This window comes from Bacillus sp. FSL K6-0073, assembly GCF_038006085.1.
In the GTDB taxonomy this organism is placed as follows: domain Bacteria; phylum Bacillota; class Bacilli; order Bacillales; family Bacillaceae_G; genus Bacillus_A; species Bacillus_A cereus.
Genome location: NZ_JBBOUN010000001.1, coordinates 5,013,780 through 5,035,795 on the forward strand (window position 1 = coordinate 5,013,780; position 22,016 = coordinate 5,035,795).

Genomic DNA, 22,016 nt, shown 5'->3' on the forward strand with positions numbered 1-22,016 from the left:
CACCTTAAATTTCCTCATATTTGACATAGTGCCAGCTATAAAATGGTATTATTTTCAATATAAAAACGAATATACGAGGAGAGGAAAAATGAATCAACGTGTAGAAGCTGTTGATGCAATTCGTGGTTTCGCTTTGTTTGGCATTTTACTAGTCAATATGACATTAATTCAATTCGGGTTCTTCACCAGTGAAAAACCAACTTATCTATTCGGCGATCTTGATAAAGGCGCTAATTGGTTTATTCAATTCTTCGGTACACATAACTTTATATCCCTATTTTCTTTTCTATTTGGGCTTAGCATTATTTTGTTACAAAAAAGTATTATCGCAAAAGGAAAAAAATTCTTCCCCACATACATAAGACGTATTATCATTCTTTTACTACTAGGCTACATTCACGGCACTTTTGTTTGGGAGGGCGATATTTTATTTGCATACGGAATAATCGGGATTTTCTTAATGATGTTCATCAATCGAAAACCGAAAACTTTGCTCATTTGGGCGATTATTCTACTCGCACTTATTACACTTATGTCTTATCAAACTGATCCATCTACAAATATAGATGATTTTGCACCTTATACTGAAAAAGAACATAAAGTCCATCAAACTGGAAGCTATATGGATCACGTCAACTTTAGATTGACTGAAAATCCTTTTGATTACATGGGAATTGACGGTGCATTCGGATTATTTTTCATATCAGTTTTCGCAATAATTTTTATGTGTCCACTGTTCCTATTCGGAATGTATGTAGGGAAAAAAGGCTGGCTATTTGAGGTCAATAAACATATACATGCTGTCAAAAAAATATGGTTTGCCACCGGTCTCTTCTCTTTTACAATTAAAATCTTAGCTATGTTTGTAAAGCACCCGCTTTTAATTATGTTACAAGATGGCCTTACACCAGTAACTATGACCTTCTTTTACGGAAGCACAATCATTTTATTATTCCATTACAAAAAAGCAACCCGTCTACTAACATACATGGCGAACATAGGGAAAATGTCCGTTAGTAATTACTTAGCACAATCTATTATCGTAACAACCATTTTTTACGCATATGGATTTGGCTTATACGGGAAAATTGGCTATTTCTTCGGTATTCTTTTAACCATCGGAATTTATACGATTCAATTATTCGTTAGCACCTATTGGCTCCAAAAATACCGGATGGGGCCAGTGGAATATGTGTGGAGACTGGGAACTTATTTAGAGAAACCACGTTTTAAAAGAGACTTGGATAAAGCAAGTTAAACAAAAAAAGCAATGAGCCTACGCTCATTGCTTTTCTTAATTTATTAAAGCATAACCCCAACGATAATCGCTGATAATATACTTACTAACGTTGCACCGTATACAAGTTTTAAACCGAATGATGATACAACGTTTGCTTGTTTGCCATCGATACTCTTCGTTGCACCTGCGATAATTCCGATAGATGAGAAGTTCGCAAATGATACAAGGAAGATAGATAAAATACCTACTGTACGAGCTGATAAATCACCAGCTACTTTACCAAGGTCAAGCATTGCAACGAATTCGTTCGTTACTAATTTTGTTGCCATAATTTGTCCTGCTTGTAGCATCTCTGATGTTGGAATACCCATTACGAATGCTAATGGTGAGAAGATATATCCTAAAATGCTTTGGAATGTGATTCCGAAAATTGAATCGAATACACCGTTAATTGCTGTAATTAATGCTACGAAACCGATTAACATCGCCGCTACTGTTACAGCGATTGAGAAACCAAGCATAATATATTCGCCTAACATTTCAAAGAATGTTTGTTTCTTGTCTTCTTGTAATTCTAAAATATCGTCTTCTTCTTTTACTTCATATGGATTAATGATATGAACGATAATGAATCCACTGAATAAGTTTAATACAAGTGCTGTTACTACATATTTTGGATCAATCATTTTCATATAAGAACCGACGATTGACATCGATACTGTAGACATTGAAGATGCACAAAGTGTGTATAAACGATTTTTCGGTAATTTGCTTAGTTGATCTTTTACTGTAATGAATACTTCCCCTTGACCAACGATTGCAGCTGCTACCGCATTATATGATTCTAGTTTTCCTAAACCGTTAACTTTACTTAATAGGAAACCGACTGCACGAATGATAATCGGTAAAACTTTAATATGTTGCAGAATCCCGATTAATACTGCTAAGAAAATAATCGGTAATAATACTGTTAAGAAGAATGGTGCTTGTCCATCGTTTGCTAGACCACCAAATACGAAATTAACCCCAGCTTCCGCAAATTTTAAAATAGCGCCAAATCCATCTGCGATCCCTTTTACTAATACGAATCCGACCTTTGTATTTAGTAAGAAATACGCAAGTACCAATTGAATGACAAGCATAAGTGCAATTGGTTTATATTTAATTTTCTTACGATCTGAACTGATAAGGAAACCTAGTACAAACACTACAAGTAAACCGACTAGAAACATTACGAACTTCATATGTGAATCCTCCACTTCTCCCACGAGTTATTGGTCGTATAACGTATAACGAATGACGTCTGACCATTGTTGTTAAAAAAATTTTAAACCCCTAAAACTATTCAACTGTCATCTAAAATCAGTAAGCGTTTACATAAATTGCAATTTATAAAAGGTAGCTTCTTCTCTCCTACCATAATTGAAAGTCTGAAATTGATACCACCTACAAATCAAATTGTAAGCGTTATCTAGACGAAATGCAATATAAATTTTAAAAGATTTTTATATGTTAATATATTCCTAATTAATTGGTTTTTTCATGCAAATTTACCATAAAAATAGCCCTAGCTATGAGCTAGGACCATCCTTTTTCACCCCGATTGTTGAGGGCTAATAATGATCGTGGGATAAAGCCACCCCACTGATTAAAGTTTCACTTTATAACATAACACCAACGATAATCGCTGATAGAATACTTACTAATGTCGCACCGTATACAAGGCGTAGACCGAATGATGATACAACATTTGATTGATTTTCATCGATACCTTTCGTTGCACCTGCGATAATTCCGATAGATGAGAAGTTCGCAAATGATACAAGGAATACAGAAAGGATACCAACTGTACGAGCCGATAAATCACCAGCTACTTTTCCAAGATTAAGCATCGCAACAAACTCGTTTGATACTAATTTTGTTGCCATAATTTGTCCCGCTGTTACCATCTCAGCTTGAGGGATACCCATTACGAATGCTAATGGTGAGAAAATATATCCTAAAATAGCTTGGAATGTAATACCGAACATTGAATCAAACAAGCTATTAATTGCTGTAATTAATGCTACGAAACCAAGTAACATAGCTGCTACTGTAATCGCAATCGTGAAACCAAGCATAATGTACTCGCTTAGCATTTCAAAGAATGATTGTTTTTTCTTATTTTCTAATTTCAGTGTATCTTCTTCTTCTGTAATATCGTACGGGTTAATAATATGAATGATAATGAAACCACTAAATAAATTTAATACAAGTGCTGTTACTACATATTTCGGTTCGATCATTTTCATATAAGAACCAACGATTGACATCGACACTGTCGACATAGAAGATGCACATAATGTATATAAACGATGTTTTGGGATTTTACTTAATTGATCTTTTACTGTAATAAATACTTCTGCTTGTCCAACAATGGCAGCTGCTACTGCATTATATGATTCTAGTTTTCCTAGACCATTTACTTTACTTAACAACGTACCAATAGCACGAATAAATATCGGTAAAATTTTAAAGTGTTGCAGAATTCCGATTAAAACCGCAAAGAATACGATTGGTAATAGCGCTGTTAAGAAGAATGAAACCTCTCCTTTATTAACAAGACCACCAAATACGAAAACGATTCCAGCTTCCGCATATCCAAGAAGTGCGCCAAATCCATCTGAAATTCCTTTTACTAAAATATAACCAACTTGCGTATTTAATAAGAAATAAGATAATGCTAGCTGAATAATAAGCATAATTGCGATTGGTTTATACTTAATCTTCTTTCGATCGGCACTTATAAGAAAACCGAGTACAAACACAACGAGTAATCCTACAAGGAACATAACAAACTTCATTAATAAAATCCTCCATTTAACTCTTCATTAACGTTGAACGTCTGACTATTCAAAACAAGAAATAATCCGAACTTTCCATTTCTCCTCCGTAACCTTCGATTGGATAGGAAATGTCATAAAAACTCTTTGTTTCAAAGGCATTTTCCATTCTAACATAAATCACAACTCATATCCGCACTTTTCTTTAAAAAATTACATTTAATTATGAAATGCTCATAAATGTTCGTCTTTTACCATCTATAAACAACTGGATAAAACAAAAAATGAGCATCAAGTTTCACTTGATGCTCACCTCATTATACTGCTTTTTCTTTATCAGCTACTGCTGACTTATCCCAGCACTCTGTATTTTTCAAACCTGGAATAGAATCCGCATAGAATACCGGATCTTTCCCTTGTTTCTTTTGCTTTACGTAATCTGATAATGCCGCAAAAGCATACTTAGAGAGGAATACAATCGCCACTAAGTTAATAACAGCCATAATACCCATGAATAAATCTGCTACATCCCAAACGATTTGAATTGTCGCTACAGATCCTAACATAACCATACCAAGTACAGCAATGCGGTACGCTGTTAATAGCACTTTACTTCCATTTAAGAATTCAATATTTGTTTCACCATAGTAGTAGTTACCTACTAATGAACTAAATGCAAACAAGAAGATTGCAACTGCTACAAATATAGAAGCCCATGGACCGATATGTTGACTTAACGCCTGCTGCGTTAATTGAATTCCATTTAAATCAGCTGCATTATGCACATCTGATAAAAGAATAATAAATGCTGTACAACTACAAATTAATAATGTATCTGTAAATACCCCTAAAGTTTGAATGAAACCTTGTTTAACTGGATGGGTTACGTTTGCAGTCGCAGCTGCATTCGGCGCACTACCCATACCTGCTTCATTTGAGAATAATCCGCGTTTTACCCCTAGTAAAATCGCGGCTCCTAGTCCCCCACCTACTACTTCTTTAATTCCGAAAGCATGTAAGAAAATCTCTTTAAATACATACGGAATTGCCGTAATGTTTGTCACAACAACGAATAATGCCACTGCTACATAAATAATTGCCATTACTGGAACAATCATTTCAACCGCGCGAGCAATTCGTTTTACTCCGCCGAAAATAATAACTGCAAGTAAACCAGCCATAACAAGACCTACTAACCTACTATCTGTTTTGAATGCCCCATCAAAAGCTGCTGCTACAGTATTAGACTGTACAGCATTAAAAATCAATCCGAAACTTACTGTTATTAGAACAGAGAACACAACACCTAACCAGCGTTTATTTAAACCCTTTTCCATATAATACGCTGGGCCCCCACGGAATGCATTCCCATCTTTCACTTTATAAATTTGCGCTAATGTGCTCTCTACAAATGCAGAAGCACCCCCAATTACTGCGATTAACCACATCCAAAATACTGCTCCTGGTCCACCTGCTGAGATTGCGATAGCTACACCAGCTAAGTTACCAGTACCTACACGAGAAGCTGTACTCATACAAAAAGCCTGGAACGATGATACACCGCTCTTCTCCTTTTGCGCTTTCCTCGTTTTCGAACTTGCCCCATCCCCAAGCAATCGAATCATTTCACCGAAGTAACGAACTTGGACAAATTTCACACGAAATGAAAAATAGAGCCCTAACCCAATTAACATCGCAATAATGACATATGACCAAAGGATATTATTTACATCCCCAATTACCCTAGCTAAAAAATCCATATTTGCATTGCCCCCTCTTCCTAACAATAAGAAAATTATATTCTAAAAACTTTTAGTAATCAAGAACTTTATGTTAGGTTTTATGACATGATTGCGTTAACTATCTTAACATACGTGTTTTTTTCATAAAAATATAGCTATTACATGCATTTATCCAATACTCAATCTCTTATCCTCTTCGACCAGCCATACTTTTAAAACAGTACGTTCCCCACAAATAACGAGAGGAACAAACAAAAAGTTATATTAATAATTACCCCTCACCCTTTTCATCATTTACTACAACAAAAAAGGCGAGCATCAAATTTACCTCGATGCTCGCCTTTTCAATTACACTGCTTTTTCTTTATCTGTTACCACTGGCTTATCCCAGCACTCTGTATTCGTTAAACCAGGAATAGAATCTGCACTGAAGACTGGATCTTTCCCTTGTTTCTTTTGCCTTACATAGTCTGTTAATGCCGCGTACGCAAATCGGCCAAGAAGTGTAATCGCAATTAAGTTCGTTATTACCATTAGACCCATAAATAAGTCTGCCATATTCCATACAACTTGAAGCGTTGCTACGGAACCGAATAATACCATTCCAACTACCGCAATACGGTAAATTGTTAACCACGTTTTGCTTTGCTTAATAAATTCAATATTCGTTTCACCATAATAGTAGTTTCCTAGAAGCGAACTGAAAGCAAATAAGAAAATAATAATCGCTAAGAAGCTACTTGCCCACGGGCCAATTTGTGAACTTAATGCATTTTGTGTTAATTCAATACCTTCTAAGTTCGTTGCTTTATATGCACCAGAACATAGTACGATAAATGCTGTTGATGTACATACTAAGAATGTATCTACTAAAACACCAATTGTTTGAATAAAACCTTGTTTAGCTGGATGCGTTACATCAGCCGTCGCTGCCGCGTTTGGTGCACTACCCATACCTGCTTCATTCGCAAATAATCCGCGCTGAATACCATATTTCATCGCAGCACCGATACCACCGCCTACAGCTGAATCTAAACCGAATGCACCTTTAAAGATTTCTGTAAACACATCTGGTAGTAAATAGAAGTTTTTAATAACAACAAAAATCGCTACCGCAATATAAAGAATTGCCATTGGTGGAACAATCATTTCCGACATACGCGCGATACTTTTTACACCACCAAAAATAATAACCGCAACTAATACTGCTAATACAATCCCAACAACGTAACGCTCAATACCAAATGCATTTTTAAACGCTAATGTAACTGTATTTGCTTGTACTGAGTTGAAAATTAAACCGTAACTAATTGTAATCAGAATAGAGAACCAAATCCCCATCCAACGTTTATTTAAACCTTTTTCCATATAATAAGCAGGACCACCACGGAATCCACTGCCATCTTTTATTTTATAAATTTGTGCAAGCGTACTTTCGACGAAACTTGAAGAAGCCCCGATAATCGCAATCACCCACATCCAAAATACTGCTCCAGGTCCTCCCATAGAAATAGCTAACGCTACACCAGCTAAGTTACCGATACCAATACGAGCTGCAGAACTCATACAAAATGCTTGGAAAGAAGATACACTGCCTTTTTTACGCGTCTTTCCAGTTAACCCATCACTCATTAAACGAATCATTTCCCCTAAATGAGTAATTTGTACGAATTTCAATTTAATAGAAAAATAAAGACCTAAACCAATTAACATTGCAATAAGAATATATGACCAAAGAATTGTATTCGTTGACGAAACGAATTGTTCCAAAATATTCATACAATTAACCCCTCCTTTTCTCCATAAAACGAATTATATTTAAAAAACATTCAAAAATCAACATTTTTCGACAATTTGCAATTTCCAAATATTAGACAGGATCGCAGTAATAATACCTTTATGACTACCCTCCCTCTAACTGTGCATACTAAGACAAAAAATAAATTCACAAACAACCCTATTGACAAAAACACCAACCTGTAACTATAATGATTACATCAGGTTGTAACAAACCTAATTACAACGTATTCATTTACTTTCAGATATACACTTTAACAAAACACTTTGGAGGAATTTATTATGAAAATCGGAATCATCGGAGCAACTGGTAAAGCAGGAAGTCGTATTTTAAGAGAAGCATTAGATCGCGGACATGAAGTAACTGCAATCGTAAGAAACGCTGCAAAAATTACAGAAGAAAACGTAAAAGTTTTAGAGAAAGATGTATTCTCTCTTACATCTAACGACTTGCAAGCATTCGATGTCGTTGTAAATGCATTCGGTGCTCCAGCAGGCGAAGAACACCTTCACGTAGATGCAGGAAACGTACTAATTGAAGCTATGAAAGGTGCCCCTAACACAAAATTACTTGTAGTTGGCGGCGCTGGAAGCTTATTTGTAGACGAAGAAAAAACAACACGTGTATTTGATACACCAGGTTTCCCGAGCGAATACCTTGCAACAGCTCAAAACCAAGGTAAAAACTTAGAAATCTTAAAGCAAACAAATGATATCACTTGGACATTCATCAGCCCTTCTGCACTATTCGCATTAGGAAAACGCACTGGTTCTTACAAAGCTGGCAAAGACAACCTTCTTGTTAACGCAAAAGGTGATAGCTACGTAAGTTACGAAGACTTCGCAGTTGCAGCACTTGATGAAATCGAAAATCCAAAACATGTAAACGAACGCTTCACAGTTGTTTCTGAAGCTGAATAATAAAAAAGCTCGTAAAACATAATGTTTTACGAGCTTTTTTTATTATTGCACTTGCTCTAAACCATTTGGAGTAATCTTAAAGGAAATTTCTTTAAACTTTTTCTTATCTCCTTTTCCAACTAACTCACTATTTTTATACCAATTCAAACGATCTGATTCCGCATGATACACTTTCACTACATCTCCATATTGGAAGGAAGTTCCGTTTACTTGCTCAGCAAAATTCTTTGAAGTTTCTTGTCCTTCTGCTGTTACATGTTTTTTCTCCGTTCCATTTTGATCATATAGGGTAATTCCCATATATAATTCATTTTTAAAGTAACTATGAATTTGTTCATTTGTATGCGTTACATGTAGCTTCTTATCTTCATGATTGAACGTTACAATAGAACGAATATCATCACCCAGCCCTTGGTATACAAGACTATCTCCATACGTTACTGTTAGAGGAACTTCTGTCACTTGCTTATTTCCAAACATATCTTTCGTTTCTACTTTTACTTTTTGTTCACCGATTTTTGATGTAGTTGGTTTCTCTACAAATCCAACTACCTCTCCATCTTTTACTTCAACAAAATTTTTCGCGTCTAACTGTTCGCTATCAGTTCCAATTACTACTTTTTGTGGCACTGCTTTTACTTCTTGCAACATATCCATTCTCTCAAAGCCTTTTTCTGTTACTTTGAAGAATAGTTCTTTTGCCCCTTTTTTCTCACCTTGACCAGTAAGTGTATTATTTTGATACCATTTCAAACGAATCGGTTCTGCGTGGAATACTTTCACTACATCTCCATACTCGAACTGCATACCATTCACTTGCTTCGCAAAGCTCTCTGATGTTTCTTGTCCCTCTGCTGTTACATGTTTTTTCTCTTTTCCTTCTCCATCGTATAACGTGATCCCCATGTATAGCTCTTTATTAAAATACTCATGAATTTCGCTATCCATATCAGTTGCATGGAATCTCTTCTCTTCGTGCTTTAAAGTTACAATTGAAGCAATATCATTGCCATATCCTGCATATGCAATGCTATCTCCATAAACCACTTCTAATGGTACTTCTGTTACTTGCTTATTTCCAAAACGATCTTTCGTTTCTACTTTGGCTGTTTGTTTTCCGATTTTCATTGTAGTTGGCTTTTCTACAAAGCCAATTACTTCTCCGTCTTTCACTTCAACAAAGTTTTTCGCTTCTAGCTTTTCTGCTTCTGTTCCGACTACTACTGTTTGTGGCTTTGCTGTTACTTCTTGCAATGATTTTAATCTCTCAAATCCATTTTCAGTAATTTTGAAGAATAATTCTTTTATTTCTTTATTTTTTCCTTCTCCCACATATAAACCTTTTTGATACCAATGTAAACGTGAAGACTCTGCATGGTATACTTTCACCACATCTCCATATTCAAATGCTAACCCATTTAATTCCTTGGCAAGAACTTCTGTATTTTCCAAGCCTTTTACCGCTACATTTTTCTTCTCTCTTCCTTCTTTATCGTACAGTGTGAACTCAAAATACTTTTCATCTTTAAAGTAATCATGAATTAAATTTTTTGTATCTGTTGCACTAAATTTTTTTGTACCATGATGTAGAGTTACGGTTGACTTCAAATCTCCCTCCCTAGTATAGTTCAATCCATATACAAGTAGGCTATCCCCATATCCAACATTCACTACAACTGGAATAAAATTCTTATTCCCTTTTCTATCTACAATTTCTACTTTTACAGTTTTTTCTCCAACTTCAGGCTTATCTTGCATAATCACACCTGTTGTCTTTACACCTTCTCCTAAATTCTGTACAAGTTCCTTTGCTTTTTTCTCATCATGTGTAGTACCGATTACTACATTTTGTATTTTTTCATTATTTGGCTCGCCATATGGAACTTCATATAACTCAGTTTGTTTTTCACGAATTGGATTGCTATCTGTAGATAACCATATTTCTTTTTCTAATTTTGGTAAATTTAATTTTTCAATCTTTTCTCTCGTAGCATCATTTGCAAATAATCCCCATTTATCAAAGAAAGGAATTAAATTTTGTCCTGCCACTTTTGACGTCATATAAATAAACATCTGCTTTTTCTCTTCATCAGATTTAGGCAGTTCTGTGTCATGTAACAAACGATACATTTGATGTAAATTCGGATAGAATTGATCCCCATAAGCTAAATGTAACTGCCAAAACATAACTAATTTCTCAAATACATCCATCTTTTCTTGTGCATCCGGTTTACCTAAATAAGCAAATGCAGCTTCATAGCGCCCCTCTTGCTCTAACCTTGTTTTATGCCCGAATGTAGTTTGAACTGCCAAAGAATAAATATTAACGGTTACTTCTCCAAGTCCATCCCATAACCAAGTGTCTTGTTGATGTTGATGTCCAACTTCATGCCAAGGCCCCCATCCATCATTAGTTAACTCTTCTAGATTTAGTACTGACTCTAAATTGCCTTTACTATAAGCTGTTCGATAATAAGTCGCATACATATAATCGTCTGTATACCAGTCTTCAACAAAATGAATGGAATGTTTACCTTGATTCGCAACACCCGCACCATCTTTTGATAAACCTGATATCTTATGTTCTATATTAATTATTTCATCGTGCTTCTTTAATAACTCAGCTGGATCTTCTTGCTTCAAATGTTCCGCCACAGTTTCAGGATGCATAGTTAATAAACTATTTTCTCCCTTCATTTCTATTGCATATGGATCAGGATTCTCTGCCAACATACGCTTCCAATCTTTTGTCGTATGCTTTCCTAAAATAAATAAAGGATTTGATGTACCACCTTTTTTCACTTTAGCCACTACTTCTCCTGTGTTGTGATAATTATAAAAGTATAATAGCCCCCCATTTGGAGAAGAAATTTTATTCTCACCAGAATTTAAGTTGAATTGTTTAGGTTCTTCTTTTTCATAAGAATATGTACCAATATAAGCTTTAATCTGTTGAGTCCCTTCTACTTGAATAACTACTTCTTCACCTGGCTTTACATAAATGCCAGTTGGTTCATAAGGAGAAAAACTCATTCGACGCTGATGCAACTCACGCATCCCTTCTACATCACCTTTTGGCAGCAATTGATACACTCGCTCTTCTTGCTGTTTCTCCTTATCTTCAATCGTCATCTCTGCATACACCTTAGGTAATTCAAGTCCATATGGCGTCAATAACGTAGCTAAACAAACACTAGCTACTAATACCCTACTTGTCTTTTTCTTCGACATAATCTGTGTCCCCTGTTCCTTTATTTAGATAAACTATCCTATATATTCACCTAATAAGTAATCCTATTATTTCTATAAAAACATTTGATGAATGGACTAACACCTCGCGCACCTGTATATATTACTACCGCATTTCTCTCCATGCATTCGCTTTCTTACATTGTAAAATTTTTATGTAATATGCCCTCCTCACTTCTCTCTATTTGTGATGAGTTCTCTTGCTACATAAAAAAGAGAATAGTAAAAGATATTTGTCAGTATTGTCATCTATACATCTAAAAATAAAAATAGCAATAAAAACTTACATTTTCTTCATATATGACCATCTATAGGTAGTTTTTCCAACTGAATTTTACACGCTTTTACCTTCATTTAATAGCCTCCCCCCCAAGAATAATATTACAATTTTGTGAATTTAATCTATTAATCGTAACGTCAGGATTTTATTATATTTATATTATTTTTAAATATAATTTAACCTTTAAAAACACTATTTCTATCCATTTTATTTTTTTCAATATAACTTTTATCCTCACATACAAAAAGCATTGGCATACGCCAATGCTTTTTCATTATCTCTTTTGATTCGGTTTATGCGGTTCATTTGGAGTATATGGCTTATTTGGTTTATTTGGAGCCTCAGCCTTTTTCCAACTTACCGCTAACTCTGGACTTGTTTTTTCTTCACTACGCTCAAGTAATACTACTGCATTTTGAATAGTCGGTGTACCTTTATGCGCAATCCCTTGTAATTTCGTTAAATTTCCTGATACTTTAAAGCTAAATCCACCAGCTGGTGTTTGTTTCGGAATTAAAATGCGGAACTTGTCTCCTACATTAAATTCTGTTTTTGTTTCGCCTTTTTCATTTGCAAATTTCACGCCCGCTGGTGCACCTGTTGCTTGCACTTTATACGTTCCGCTTTTTGCATTTGTTTCTACTGTATATAAACCTGTTTCAAAGAAATCATTTTTTAATACTGCTTCTTGTTCTTCTGTAGGAGTTACACTCATCGTAATTTCTTGTAACTCTTCACTAGCGCTTGCTTTTGCAACGATGTCTTTCGTTACTTTCTCTACATTTTTATTGCGGAAATCTAAATCATTAATATCGATTTGTTTTAACGCATTCCACACTGCAAGCTGCGTTGCGTAATGTGCTTCTCTCCAATCAGAAACACCTAATTCTTGTGGACTCTTTTGTGGATATCCATTCAATAGTACACGGTATACGTTAATATCCACTTTCCCCATTTCCGGTAAATCTTGACCGCTTGGAGATTTCAAATCTACATTTAAGCAAAAAGCAATTTTGCCATCTGCCGTTTTAATAAGCTCTGTTCGAATTGGTTTCTTCTTTGACTTACTATAACTCCAATTCATTTCATACTTTGTATGGTCCATAACTTCTGCAAATGCTTTTTGAAGCGGGAATAACACAAATAAAACACTTAAAAACATAGCTAAAATCTTGAACGATTGCTTTATATTCATGTTTACAGCCCCTTATCACAAACTTAATACTAAGTAGTATTTATTTAGAAACTATTTTTATGCACAAAAAAAGAGTGCTTTTACGCACTCTTCTTTCTTACTTTAATCTTAGAAATCGAAGTTATCAGGATCCGGACCAACGCGGTGATTTTGATTTAACGCATCGATTTTTTCCATATCTTCTTTCGTTAATTCGAAATTAAATATATCGGCATTTGCAATAATGCGGTGTTCTTTCGTTGATTTTGGAATAGTGATTACTCCATTTTGAAGATCCCAACGTAAAATAACTTGCGCTGTTGTTTTACCGTGTTTCTCAGCAATTTCTTGTAATTTTTCATTATCTAATAATTGACCTTGCATAAGTGGTGACCATGCTTCCATTTGAATACCTTGTTCTTTACAGAAAGCTTGTAATTCTTTTTGTGTTAAACGAGGGTGGTATTCTACTTGGTTAATCATTGGTTTAATTTCTGCATCTTTCATTACATCTTGTAAGTGATGAATTTGGAAATTACTTACCCCAATTGCACGTACGCGTTTTTCTTTATAAAGTGTTTCTAACGCTCTCCACGTATCTTTGTATTTCCCTTCTACAGGCCAATGAACAAGGTATAAATCTAAATAATCCAGCTCTAATTTTTTTAAGCTTTCTTCATATGCAGCAAGTGTCGTTTCATATCCTTGATCCGAATTCCACACTTTTGAAGTAATAAATAAATCTTCACGAGAAATGCCTGCTTCTTTTATACCCGCGCGAATGCCTTCACCTACAGCTTTTTCATTTCCGTAAATTGCAGCTGTATCAATGCTGCGGTATCCTGCTTTAATCGCCGATTTCACTGCTTCTACAAGTTCTGGTCCATCCTCTACTTTAAATACACCTAAACCGAACCAAGGCATTTCTACACCATTATTTAATACTGTTTTACTTTGTAAGTTTTTCATTTTATTTTCTCTCCTTTTATTTTACTTGATCTCTTTTTTCTAATGTCATACTCCACGCAGTTAAAACAACAGCACCTACTACCATAATTCCACCTACCCAAGCCGTATGAATTAATCCTAACGAGTTCGTTACAATACCGCCCAAGTAAGCACCAAGAGCAATTCCTGCGTTAAATGCTGCAATGTTAATCGCCGATGCTACATCAACAGCGCTAGGTACAAACCTCTCAGCTAATATAACAACATACACTTGTAGTCCTGGAACATTCATAAATGCGAATAGTCCCATGAAAATAATTGTGATGAATCCAGCGACTTTAAATGGCGCTGTAAATGTTAAAACAAATAATACAATCGCTTGAATAAAGAACATGTAAAATAACGCTCGAATCGGATTATGATTTGATAATTTTCCCCCGACCATATTCCCAATCGCAATTGCAATTCCGTATACTAACAAAATAATTGTAACGGTACTTGCTTTAAATCCTGTTACTTCTTGTAATAACGGAGATAAATACGTAAATGTTACGAACGTTCCCCCGTATCCTAATGCAGTAATAATAAATACAAGTAACAGTCTTCCATTCGTAATCAGCTTAAATTGATCGCGAAATGATACAGACGTACCTTTTTTTAAATTAGAAGGAATTAGCATACTATTGGCGATTAAAGCAACGATTCCAATGGCCACAATAACAATAAACGAGGCCCTCCAGCCAAATTGTTGACCGATAAATGTTCCAATTGGTACACCTGTAATAGTCGCAACCGTTAAACCAGTAAACATAAATGCTATTGCACTTGCACGTTTATTCTCAGGTACAAGCGCAGCCGCAATTGTAGATCCAATTGACATAAAAACACCATGCGCAAATGCAGATACAACCCTCGCAATAAGTAACACAGTAAAACTTGTTGCTACCGCCGCAATTCCATTACCAATAATGAAAATAATCATAATCCACATTAATAACGTCTTTCGCGACATACTAGCTGTTAATGACGTTAATACTGGAGCACCAAACGCTACTCCTAATGCATATAAAGAAACAGTTAACCCCGCTGTTGTAACAGAAACATGTAAATCCTCTGAGATAGATGGTAATAAGCCGACACTAATAAATTCAGTTGTACCAATTCCAAACGCACTAATTGCTAGTGCTAATAAAGCAAACATACTTCTCCGATTCGTCTGCATAACCGAAGAAGATACTGTATATGAATTCAATTGAACTCCTCCTTAATGCGAGAAATCCAATCATAATAGTATGATAAAAAGGCCTTTTTATCTTCTACAAAAATAACTTTACTGTTGATATACGCTATTATGAATGGCTTTACTCTTTTTTTGAAGAACGCACTTAAAAGTACGATAGGTACCTAAAAGTAACATAGGCACTTTTTAGTACCGTACTACTCATTTTCCTCTTACGTATGCTATTATGGAACATATTCAACATGATAAAAAGTACGTACTTTAAAGTGCTATAGGCACTTTTTAGTAACATTTAATTATTTAGCTTCTTTTGTTGGAGAACTTAAATCTACATTCATCAAAGGAGATTTTTATATGAAGAAATATAATATTCCCGTTGAAGCGACTTTAGAGGTTATCGGTGGAAAATGGAAGGTTGTTATCCTTTGTCATCTAACGAAAGGCACAAAAAGAACGAGTGAACTAAAACGTTTAATGCCTGGGATTACACAAAAAATGTTAACTCAGCAATTACGTGAATTAGAAGACGATGGGGTCATTCAAAGAAAGGTATACAATCAAGTACCACCAAAAGTAGAATATTCACTTACAGAATACGGTTGGTCTTTAGAGTCCATTCTTGATTCTCTTTGTACTTGGGGCGAATGCCATCTTGAAAAAAGCGGTAACACATCGATGCTAATTGTAGAAGGTGAATAATAGGAAAAAGGAAAAAACGAACATGAATTTGTTCATTTTTTCCTTTTTTTCTTTATATGTATATACATTTCTAACTGGAACAAAATATTTTATACGCTTTCATACCTTGTCAGCACTACGTTATACACTCAATATCAAATAATTAGGAATCATTTTTATGTTAACATAGGTGTATATAGTATATAATATAGGATATATATTATATACACTTTCCGGTAACGGAGCTTTTCCATTATGCGGACAAGCCATGTATCGGACAGTTCATAAATAATAAGTAAGACGTTATGGTTTTAGATTTATGTTTGCAGCTTACTTGCTGTCGTAAATTTAAAGGCATTTTATTGTGTTTTGTGAAACTTTGTATAAAGTTTCGTAAACGTTTACTATCTTACTTATAAAAAATAAGAGTATTGCTATCGTAAAGGAGAATTGGAGATGCCAGAAACTATGACTCAAACAAAGCCAGAACAAGAAACTGTACAAATTTCTGCTAGCCAAGGACAACTTGATGTACTTGATCAGTTGTTAAAACCTGAGGTACAAGAATCATTAACAACACTAGTAGAACAGCTTCCAAAATTAACTGAGCTTGTTAACATTTTAACTAAATCTTATGACTTCGCTCAAACTGTTGCTACTGATGAAGTATTAAAAAGCGACACTGTTGGTGCAATTACAGAGCTTGTAGAACCTGTAAAAGATACAGTGAAAAGCATGGCTGCAACTGCAATCGAAGCGAAAGATCGTGCTGAAGAAAGCAACGAAGTTATCGGCCTATTCGGTCTTTTAAAATTATTAAAAGATCCACAAGCACAAAAAATGTTCCGCTTTGTGAACGCATATCTTCAAATTAGTGCAGAACGTAACAATAAATAATTTAACTTATAACAACAATTAGTAAAGACGGGGGATATCATACTATGTCAAAACAAATTGTCATCTTAGGCGCTGGTTATGGCGGTCTTCTTGCCGCTTTAAACGTACGTAAATATTACAGCAAATCAGAAGCACAAGTTACAGTGATTAACCAATACCCAACACACCAAATCATCACTGAACTACACCGCCTTGCAGCTGGTAACGTGTCTGAGCAAGCAGTTGCAATGCCACTTACAAAGCTTTTCAAAGGGAAAGACATCGATCTTAAAATCGCAACAGTTGAGTCATTCTCAGTTGATAGCAAAGAAATCAAACTAGCTGGTGGCACTACTTTATCTTACGATGCACTTGTAGTTGCTTTAGGAAGTAAAACTGCTTACTTCGGTATTCCAGGACTAGAAGAAAACAGCATGGTATTAAAATCTGCTGCTGATGCAAACAAAATCTACAAACACGTTGAAGACCGTATTCGTGAATACGCGAAAACGAAAAACGAAGCTGATGCTACAATCGTAATCGGTGGTGGCGGATTAACTGGCGTTGAGCTAGTTGGTGAGCTTGCTGACATTATGCCTAAACTTGCAAAAAGCCACGGCGTAAATCCAAAAGAAGTGAAACTTCTTCTTGTTGAAGCAGGTCCAAAAATCCTTCCAGTATTACCAGACCACTTAATCGAACGTGCAACTACTAGCCTAGAAGCACGCGGTGTTACATTCTTAACTGGTCTTCCTGTAACAAACGTTGCTGGCAATGAAATCGACTTAAAAGATGGTCAAAAACTTGTTGCTAACACATTCGTTTGGACAGGCGGCGTACAAGGTAATCCATTAATCGGTGAATCAGGTCTTGAAGTTAACCGTGGACGTGCAACAGTTGATGCATACCTACAATCTACTTCTCACAAAGACGTATTCGTTGCTGGAGACAGCGCAGTTGTCTTCGCTCCAGACGGACGTCCATACCCACCAACTGCACAAATCGCTTGGCAAATGGGTGAGTTAATTGGATACAACTTATACGCAGCACTAGAAGGCAAAGCATTAGAAGAGTTCGCACCTGTAAACTCTGGAACACTTGCTAGTCTAGGACGTAAAGATGCGGTTGCTACAATTGGAGCAAGCAATACTCCACTTAAAGGCTTACCAGCATCATTAATGAAAGAAGCAAGTAACGTTCGTTACTTATCACACATTAAAGGTCTATTCAGCTTAGCTTACTAATCTGAATATAAGCCCGAATCATGCCCTGCATGGTTCGGGCTATTTTTTATCCGTAATTTTCTCTAACTTATTTATTCGTCAAAAAAATTATATACCCTTTAAATTTATCTAAATATACTGACTTTTTACAATAAAAGCTGTCCCGTTCGGAACAGCTCTTATTGTCGCTTTTTGTCGATAAATCGATATATTGGGAAAATCGCTGATATATTCGGATTTGCGCTGATATATTTCAAAAATCGCCGATATAATTCGAGTTACGGTCGATATATTCGAAAAATCGCCGATATATTTTCCAGCCTTACTTATTATCCTAATTTCACAAGACTGTAGTTCTTCTTCCCTTTACGAATAATAATAAATCTTCCATCAAATGAATTTTCTACAGTAACATCTGTACCCACATCTGTTACTTTCTCACCATTCATAGAAATCGCACCATTATTAATGTCCTCGCGTGCTTGTCGTCTAGATGGTTCAATCCCTAAATCGACTAGCCACTCTACGATGTTTTTCGTCTCTTTTGAAGACTGGAATGTTGGCATTTCTTTAAAGCCTTGTTCAATTTCATCAGCTGTTAACGATTTAATATCTCCGCTAAATAACGCTGCTGTAATTTTCTCAGCTTGCAGGAACGCCTCTTCTCCATGAACAAATTTCGTCATTTCTTCCGCTAACACTTTTTGCGCTTCACGTTTATGAGGTTCCGCTTCTACCTTCGTTGCTAATTCATCAATACGCTCTTTCGTTAAGAACGTAAAGTATTTCAAGTATTTAATTACGTCACGGTCATCTGTATTTACCCAGAACTGGTAAAATTCAAACGGCGTCGTTTTTTCAGGATCAAGCCAAACCGCACCACCCGCTGATTTACCAAACTTCGTACCGTCCGATTTTAATAATAACGGAATCGTTAATCCGAATACTTTCGCCTCATGACCTTCTAACTTACGAATTAAATCTAAACCACTCGTAATATTTCCCCATTGGTCACTACCACCAATTTGCAGCTGAACATCCTCTTTCGTGTATAAATGGTGGAAATCCATCGCTTGCAAAATTTGGTACGTGAATTCTGTGAAAGAAATACCTGTATCTAAGCGACTTGCTACAATATCCTTCGCTAACATGCTATTGATGCTAAAGTTTTTCCCGTAATCACGTAAAAACTCAATAATATTTATTTCATGTGTCCAATCATAGTTATTTACCATCTTCACTTCGCTATTTCCACCAAAATCAAATAGCTTTTTCATTTGTGCTGTTAACGCATCTACATTATGCTGAACCACTTCTAACGTTTGAAGCTGACGCTCTGATTGTCGTCCACTCGGATCACCAATTGTTCCTGTTGCCCCGCCAATTAAAATAACAGGATGATGGCCAGCTAATTGGAATCTCTTCATCATCATAAACGGAATCAAATGTCCGATATGCATACTATCACCAGTTGGATCAACTCCGCAATATAGTGAAATCTTTTTCTCTTCTACTAGCTTACGTAAGCCTTCTTCGTCAGTCTGCTGATTAACGGCGCCGCGCCATTCTAATTCATCAATAATATTCATCATTTGTCATCCCCTTTACTTTTTAAAAACAAAAAAGCCCCTATGTCTACGATAGACATAGGGACGATTATTCACCGTGTTACCACCCAGTTTGCATAAATAGCATAGCTACTCATACCACTCTTAGCAATAATATCGATTGCTAGTCCGCTTAGCATTACCTAAGATACTCCAGAGTGTAATTCGCAAGTTTGTTTGTGCTAGGTTCCAGCAACCCCTAGCTCTCTCGTTAACAGTGACAAACTGCTACTGGGCTCTTTCAACGTATGTTATTTGTTAAATTATTAGCCATTATATTGAATCGAAAACAAATTGTCAACAATACCCAAATGTTATTTTAAAATAATTCATATCTTCATACGTATTTCGTTATTCTTTATCTTCTCCAATAATCCTTACTTCTCGCTCCAACTTCACGCCAAATTTCTCTTCAACTGTCTTTTGTACGAAGTGAATTAAATCGATGTAATCTTGTGCTGTTCCGTTATCAACATTCACCATAAATCCAGCGTGTTTTAAAGAAACTTCTACTCCACCAATTCGCTTACCTTGTAGTCCTGAGTCTTGAATTAACTTACCAGCAAAGTTATTTGGTGGGCGCTTAAATACGCTACCACATGAAGGATATTCTAGAGGCTGTTTTGACTCACGTTTAAACGTTAAATCATCCATTTTGGCTTTAATTTCTTCATGTACACCTTCTTCAAGTTCAAATCTCGCTTCAAGAATAATGTAATGGTTGTTCGCAAATACACTCTTACGATATCCAAATTCAAATGCTTCTTTCGTCAAAGTACGTAGCTCTCCATCACCTGTCATTACGACAGCTTCTGTTAATACAAACGAAATTTCACCGCCGTATGCACCAGCATTCATATATAATGCTCCGCCAACTGAACCTGGAATACCACAAGCAAACTCAAGACCCGTTAAGTTATGGTCTAAGGCAATACGTGATACGTCAATAATTGCTGCACCACACTGTGCTACAATCGTCGTTCCTGTTACAGTAACACCTGTAATATGAATTAAACTTACTGTAATCCCGCGAATTCCACCATCTTTAATAATGACATTCGATCCATTTCCTAAAAACGTAACTGGAATATTATATTCGTTCGCATATTTAATAACTTCTTGAATTTCATCATAATTTGTAGGCGCAACAAAAACATCTGCTTTTCCGCCAACTTTAATATGCGTATGATTCTTTAACATTTCATCTTGTTTAACATGTCCTTCAGGCAATACCGTACTTAAATATTTATAAACCTCTTGCATATTCATTTTACGATTCCTCTATTTCTATATTCATTTTATCCCGTTATACGGGCCCATAATATCCCCACGTACATGAAAGAACCTAAAGTGGTGGATACAGTGTACCCAAAATCAATTCGAGACACCTATAAACCTCTTAATTTATAAGAGGTGCCAATCATATTAAAATATATATTGCATAATAAAGCAACCCAAATGGACTACTAAACTTGACATGTCATCAGAAAGACAACAATTTGTAAAATATGTGACTTTTTCAAAACACTATCCCTCAGTATCTTACTATACCATATAAAAAGAAAGTGGTATTTTTTTGTACTTTTTACTTTATTTACATCAACAAAAAGAGCACATCCCACAGAATGTGCTCTTTCTATACTCTTTATATTACTTTTCGTTCTCTTCTTTTTCTTTATCAAACCATAACAGCTCATCGTTATCAACTTCACCATTATAATTGATTAAAATTTCTTCTCCTGCTTTTATATCTTTATAAGCATAGAAGTTAAATGTATGATTCTCAAAAACGATGTCATACGTTGCATTCGGTGTATATGAATGATTAAATAACATACCATATCCTAAAAGGATTGCCGTATGATTGATTCCATACTCAAATGCGTAATCAGCAAGTAACGTTTTCTCAATATGTTCATGCTGTTCATTCGGATAAGAGATAACTGGTGCTGCGTGTATCAACTCACCCTTTTTAATATCACGAGTTGCAAATACACCTCTATTAAATTCTCCATCACTAAGTTCAGAAGTCTTAACTTCGATCATATGCGTCACCTATATAATTCTTTCTTTGAAGTATTTTATTCCGCTATTTGCGGATAGCTTGATTGGTGAGGGCTAATAATCAGTATGTACTAGTCTCACTTTATCTCCTTAAGCTTGGCAGAAAACGCGCAGAAAAGCAATTAAATTCCTATCAAGTATTCGTTTCAATGAAA

At 35.5% G+C, this 22,016-nt stretch carries 16 protein-coding genes and 1 other annotated feature; of the genes, 5 read left to right on the plus strand and 11 right to left on the minus strand.

The features are described 5' to 3' along the window. The first annotated feature begins 88 nt into the window (after positions 1–88). Positions 89–1,258, plus strand: coding sequence for a DUF418 domain-containing protein (locus tag MHB52_RS26105; protein ID WP_061664385.1), 1,170 nt, complete (start codon positions 89–91; stop codon positions 1,256–1,258). A 44-nt stretch (positions 1,259–1,302) separates the two neighbouring features. Here the strand turns inward: MHB52_RS26105 and MHB52_RS26110 are convergent, their stop codons facing one another. The 4 genes from MHB52_RS26110 to MHB52_RS26125 form a co-directional block, all read right to left on the minus strand. After that, on the minus strand, positions 1,303–2,484 hold the full coding sequence (locus MHB52_RS26110; RefSeq protein WP_000673874.1) for a NupC/NupG family nucleoside CNT transporter: 1,182 nt from the start codon (positions 2,482–2,484) through the stop codon (positions 1,303–1,305). A gap of 417 nt (positions 2,485–2,901) precedes the next feature. After that, on the minus strand, positions 2,902–4,083 hold the full coding sequence (locus MHB52_RS26115) for a NupC/NupG family nucleoside CNT transporter (protein ID WP_061664386.1): 1,182 nt from the start codon (positions 4,081–4,083) through the stop codon (positions 2,902–2,904). Positions 4,084–4,379: 296 nt separating this feature from the next. Then, positions 4,380–5,822 carry an alanine/glycine:cation symporter family protein gene (locus MHB52_RS26120; protein ID WP_000346415.1) on the minus strand — a complete coding sequence of 481 codons (1,443 nt, stop codon included), beginning with the start codon at positions 5,820–5,822 and terminating at the stop codon, positions 4,380–4,382. 330 nt (positions 5,823–6,152) lie between these two features. Further along, positions 6,153–7,583, minus strand: a complete 1,431-nt coding sequence (locus tag MHB52_RS26125; RefSeq protein WP_001022939.1) for an alanine/glycine:cation symporter family protein — start codon at positions 7,581–7,583, stop codon at positions 6,153–6,155. Positions 7,584–7,883: 300 nt separating this feature from the next. Between MHB52_RS26125 and MHB52_RS26130 the strand changes: the two genes are divergently transcribed. Then, the gene (locus MHB52_RS26130; RefSeq protein ID WP_061664387.1) at positions 7,884–8,522 is read left to right on the plus strand and encodes an NAD(P)-dependent oxidoreductase; all 639 of its coding nucleotides are present in this window, start codon (positions 7,884–7,886) and stop codon (positions 8,520–8,522) included. 42 nt (positions 8,523–8,564) lie between these two features. On the opposite strand, the gene MHB52_RS26135 is transcribed toward MHB52_RS26130, so the two are convergent. The 4 genes from MHB52_RS26135 to MHB52_RS26150 all read right to left on the minus strand — a co-directional run bounded on the left by MHB52_RS26135 (position 8,565) and on the right by MHB52_RS26150 (position 15,395). Continuing rightward, on the minus strand, positions 8,565–11,753 hold the full coding sequence (locus MHB52_RS26135) for a putative mucin/carbohydrate-binding domain-containing protein (RefSeq protein WP_061664388.1): 3,189 nt from the start codon (positions 11,751–11,753) through the stop codon (positions 8,565–8,567). A 572-nt stretch (positions 11,754–12,325) separates the two neighbouring features. After that, on the minus strand, positions 12,326–13,246 hold the full coding sequence (locus MHB52_RS26140; RefSeq protein WP_001022513.1) for a thioester domain-containing protein: 921 nt from the start codon (positions 13,244–13,246) through the stop codon (positions 12,326–12,328). Between the two features lie 108 nt (positions 13,247–13,354). After that, positions 13,355–14,194, minus strand: a complete 840-nt coding sequence (locus tag MHB52_RS26145) for an aldo/keto reductase (RefSeq protein WP_000793548.1) — start codon at positions 14,192–14,194, stop codon at positions 13,355–13,357. A gap of 16 nt (positions 14,195–14,210) precedes the next feature. Further along, positions 14,211–15,395 (minus strand): MFS transporter, encoded by a 1,185-nt coding sequence (locus MHB52_RS26150; protein ID WP_162840098.1) that lies wholly within the window; start codon positions 15,393–15,395, stop codon positions 14,211–14,213. Positions 15,396–15,767: 372 nt separating this feature from the next. Between MHB52_RS26150 and MHB52_RS26155 the strand changes: the two genes are divergently transcribed. The 3 genes from MHB52_RS26155 to MHB52_RS26165 all read left to right on the plus strand — a co-directional run bounded on the left by MHB52_RS26155 (position 15,768) and on the right by MHB52_RS26165 (position 18,211). Then, positions 15,768–16,112, plus strand: a complete 345-nt coding sequence (locus MHB52_RS26155) for a winged helix-turn-helix transcriptional regulator (RefSeq protein WP_000760475.1) — start codon at positions 15,768–15,770, stop codon at positions 16,110–16,112. A gap of 435 nt (positions 16,113–16,547) precedes the next feature. After that, the gene (locus MHB52_RS26160; protein WP_001115311.1) at positions 16,548–16,988 is read left to right on the plus strand and encodes a DUF1641 domain-containing protein; all 441 of its coding nucleotides are present in this window, start codon (positions 16,548–16,550) and stop codon (positions 16,986–16,988) included. 44 nt (positions 16,989–17,032) lie between these two features. Beyond that, positions 17,033–18,211: an NAD(P)/FAD-dependent oxidoreductase gene (locus MHB52_RS26165; RefSeq protein ID WP_000043203.1), complete on the plus strand. Its 1,179-nt coding sequence runs from the start codon at positions 17,033–17,035 to the stop codon at positions 18,209–18,211. Between the two features lie 308 nt (positions 18,212–18,519). Here MHB52_RS26165 and tyrS read toward each other — a convergent pair whose 3' ends face one another. The 3 genes from tyrS to MHB52_RS26180 form a co-directional block, all read right to left on the minus strand. Further along, positions 18,520–19,779 (minus strand): tyrosine--tRNA ligase, encoded by a 1,260-nt coding sequence (gene tyrS / locus MHB52_RS26170; protein ID WP_016118864.1) that lies wholly within the window; start codon positions 19,777–19,779, stop codon positions 18,520–18,522. Positions 19,780–19,835: 56 nt separating this feature from the next. Beyond that, positions 19,836–20,051 (minus strand) — a binding site (T-box leader). Positions 20,052–20,148: 97 nt separating this feature from the next. Then, entirely contained in the window at positions 20,149–21,066 is a 918-nt protein-coding gene (murB, locus tag MHB52_RS26175; protein ID WP_001057102.1) for a UDP-N-acetylmuramate dehydrogenase, read from the minus strand. Positions 21,067–21,447: 381 nt separating this feature from the next. Continuing rightward, positions 21,448–21,843, minus strand: a complete 396-nt coding sequence (locus MHB52_RS26180; protein WP_000573649.1) for an SET domain-containing protein — start codon at positions 21,841–21,843, stop codon at positions 21,448–21,450. Between the last annotated feature and the right edge of the window lie 173 nt (positions 21,844–22,016).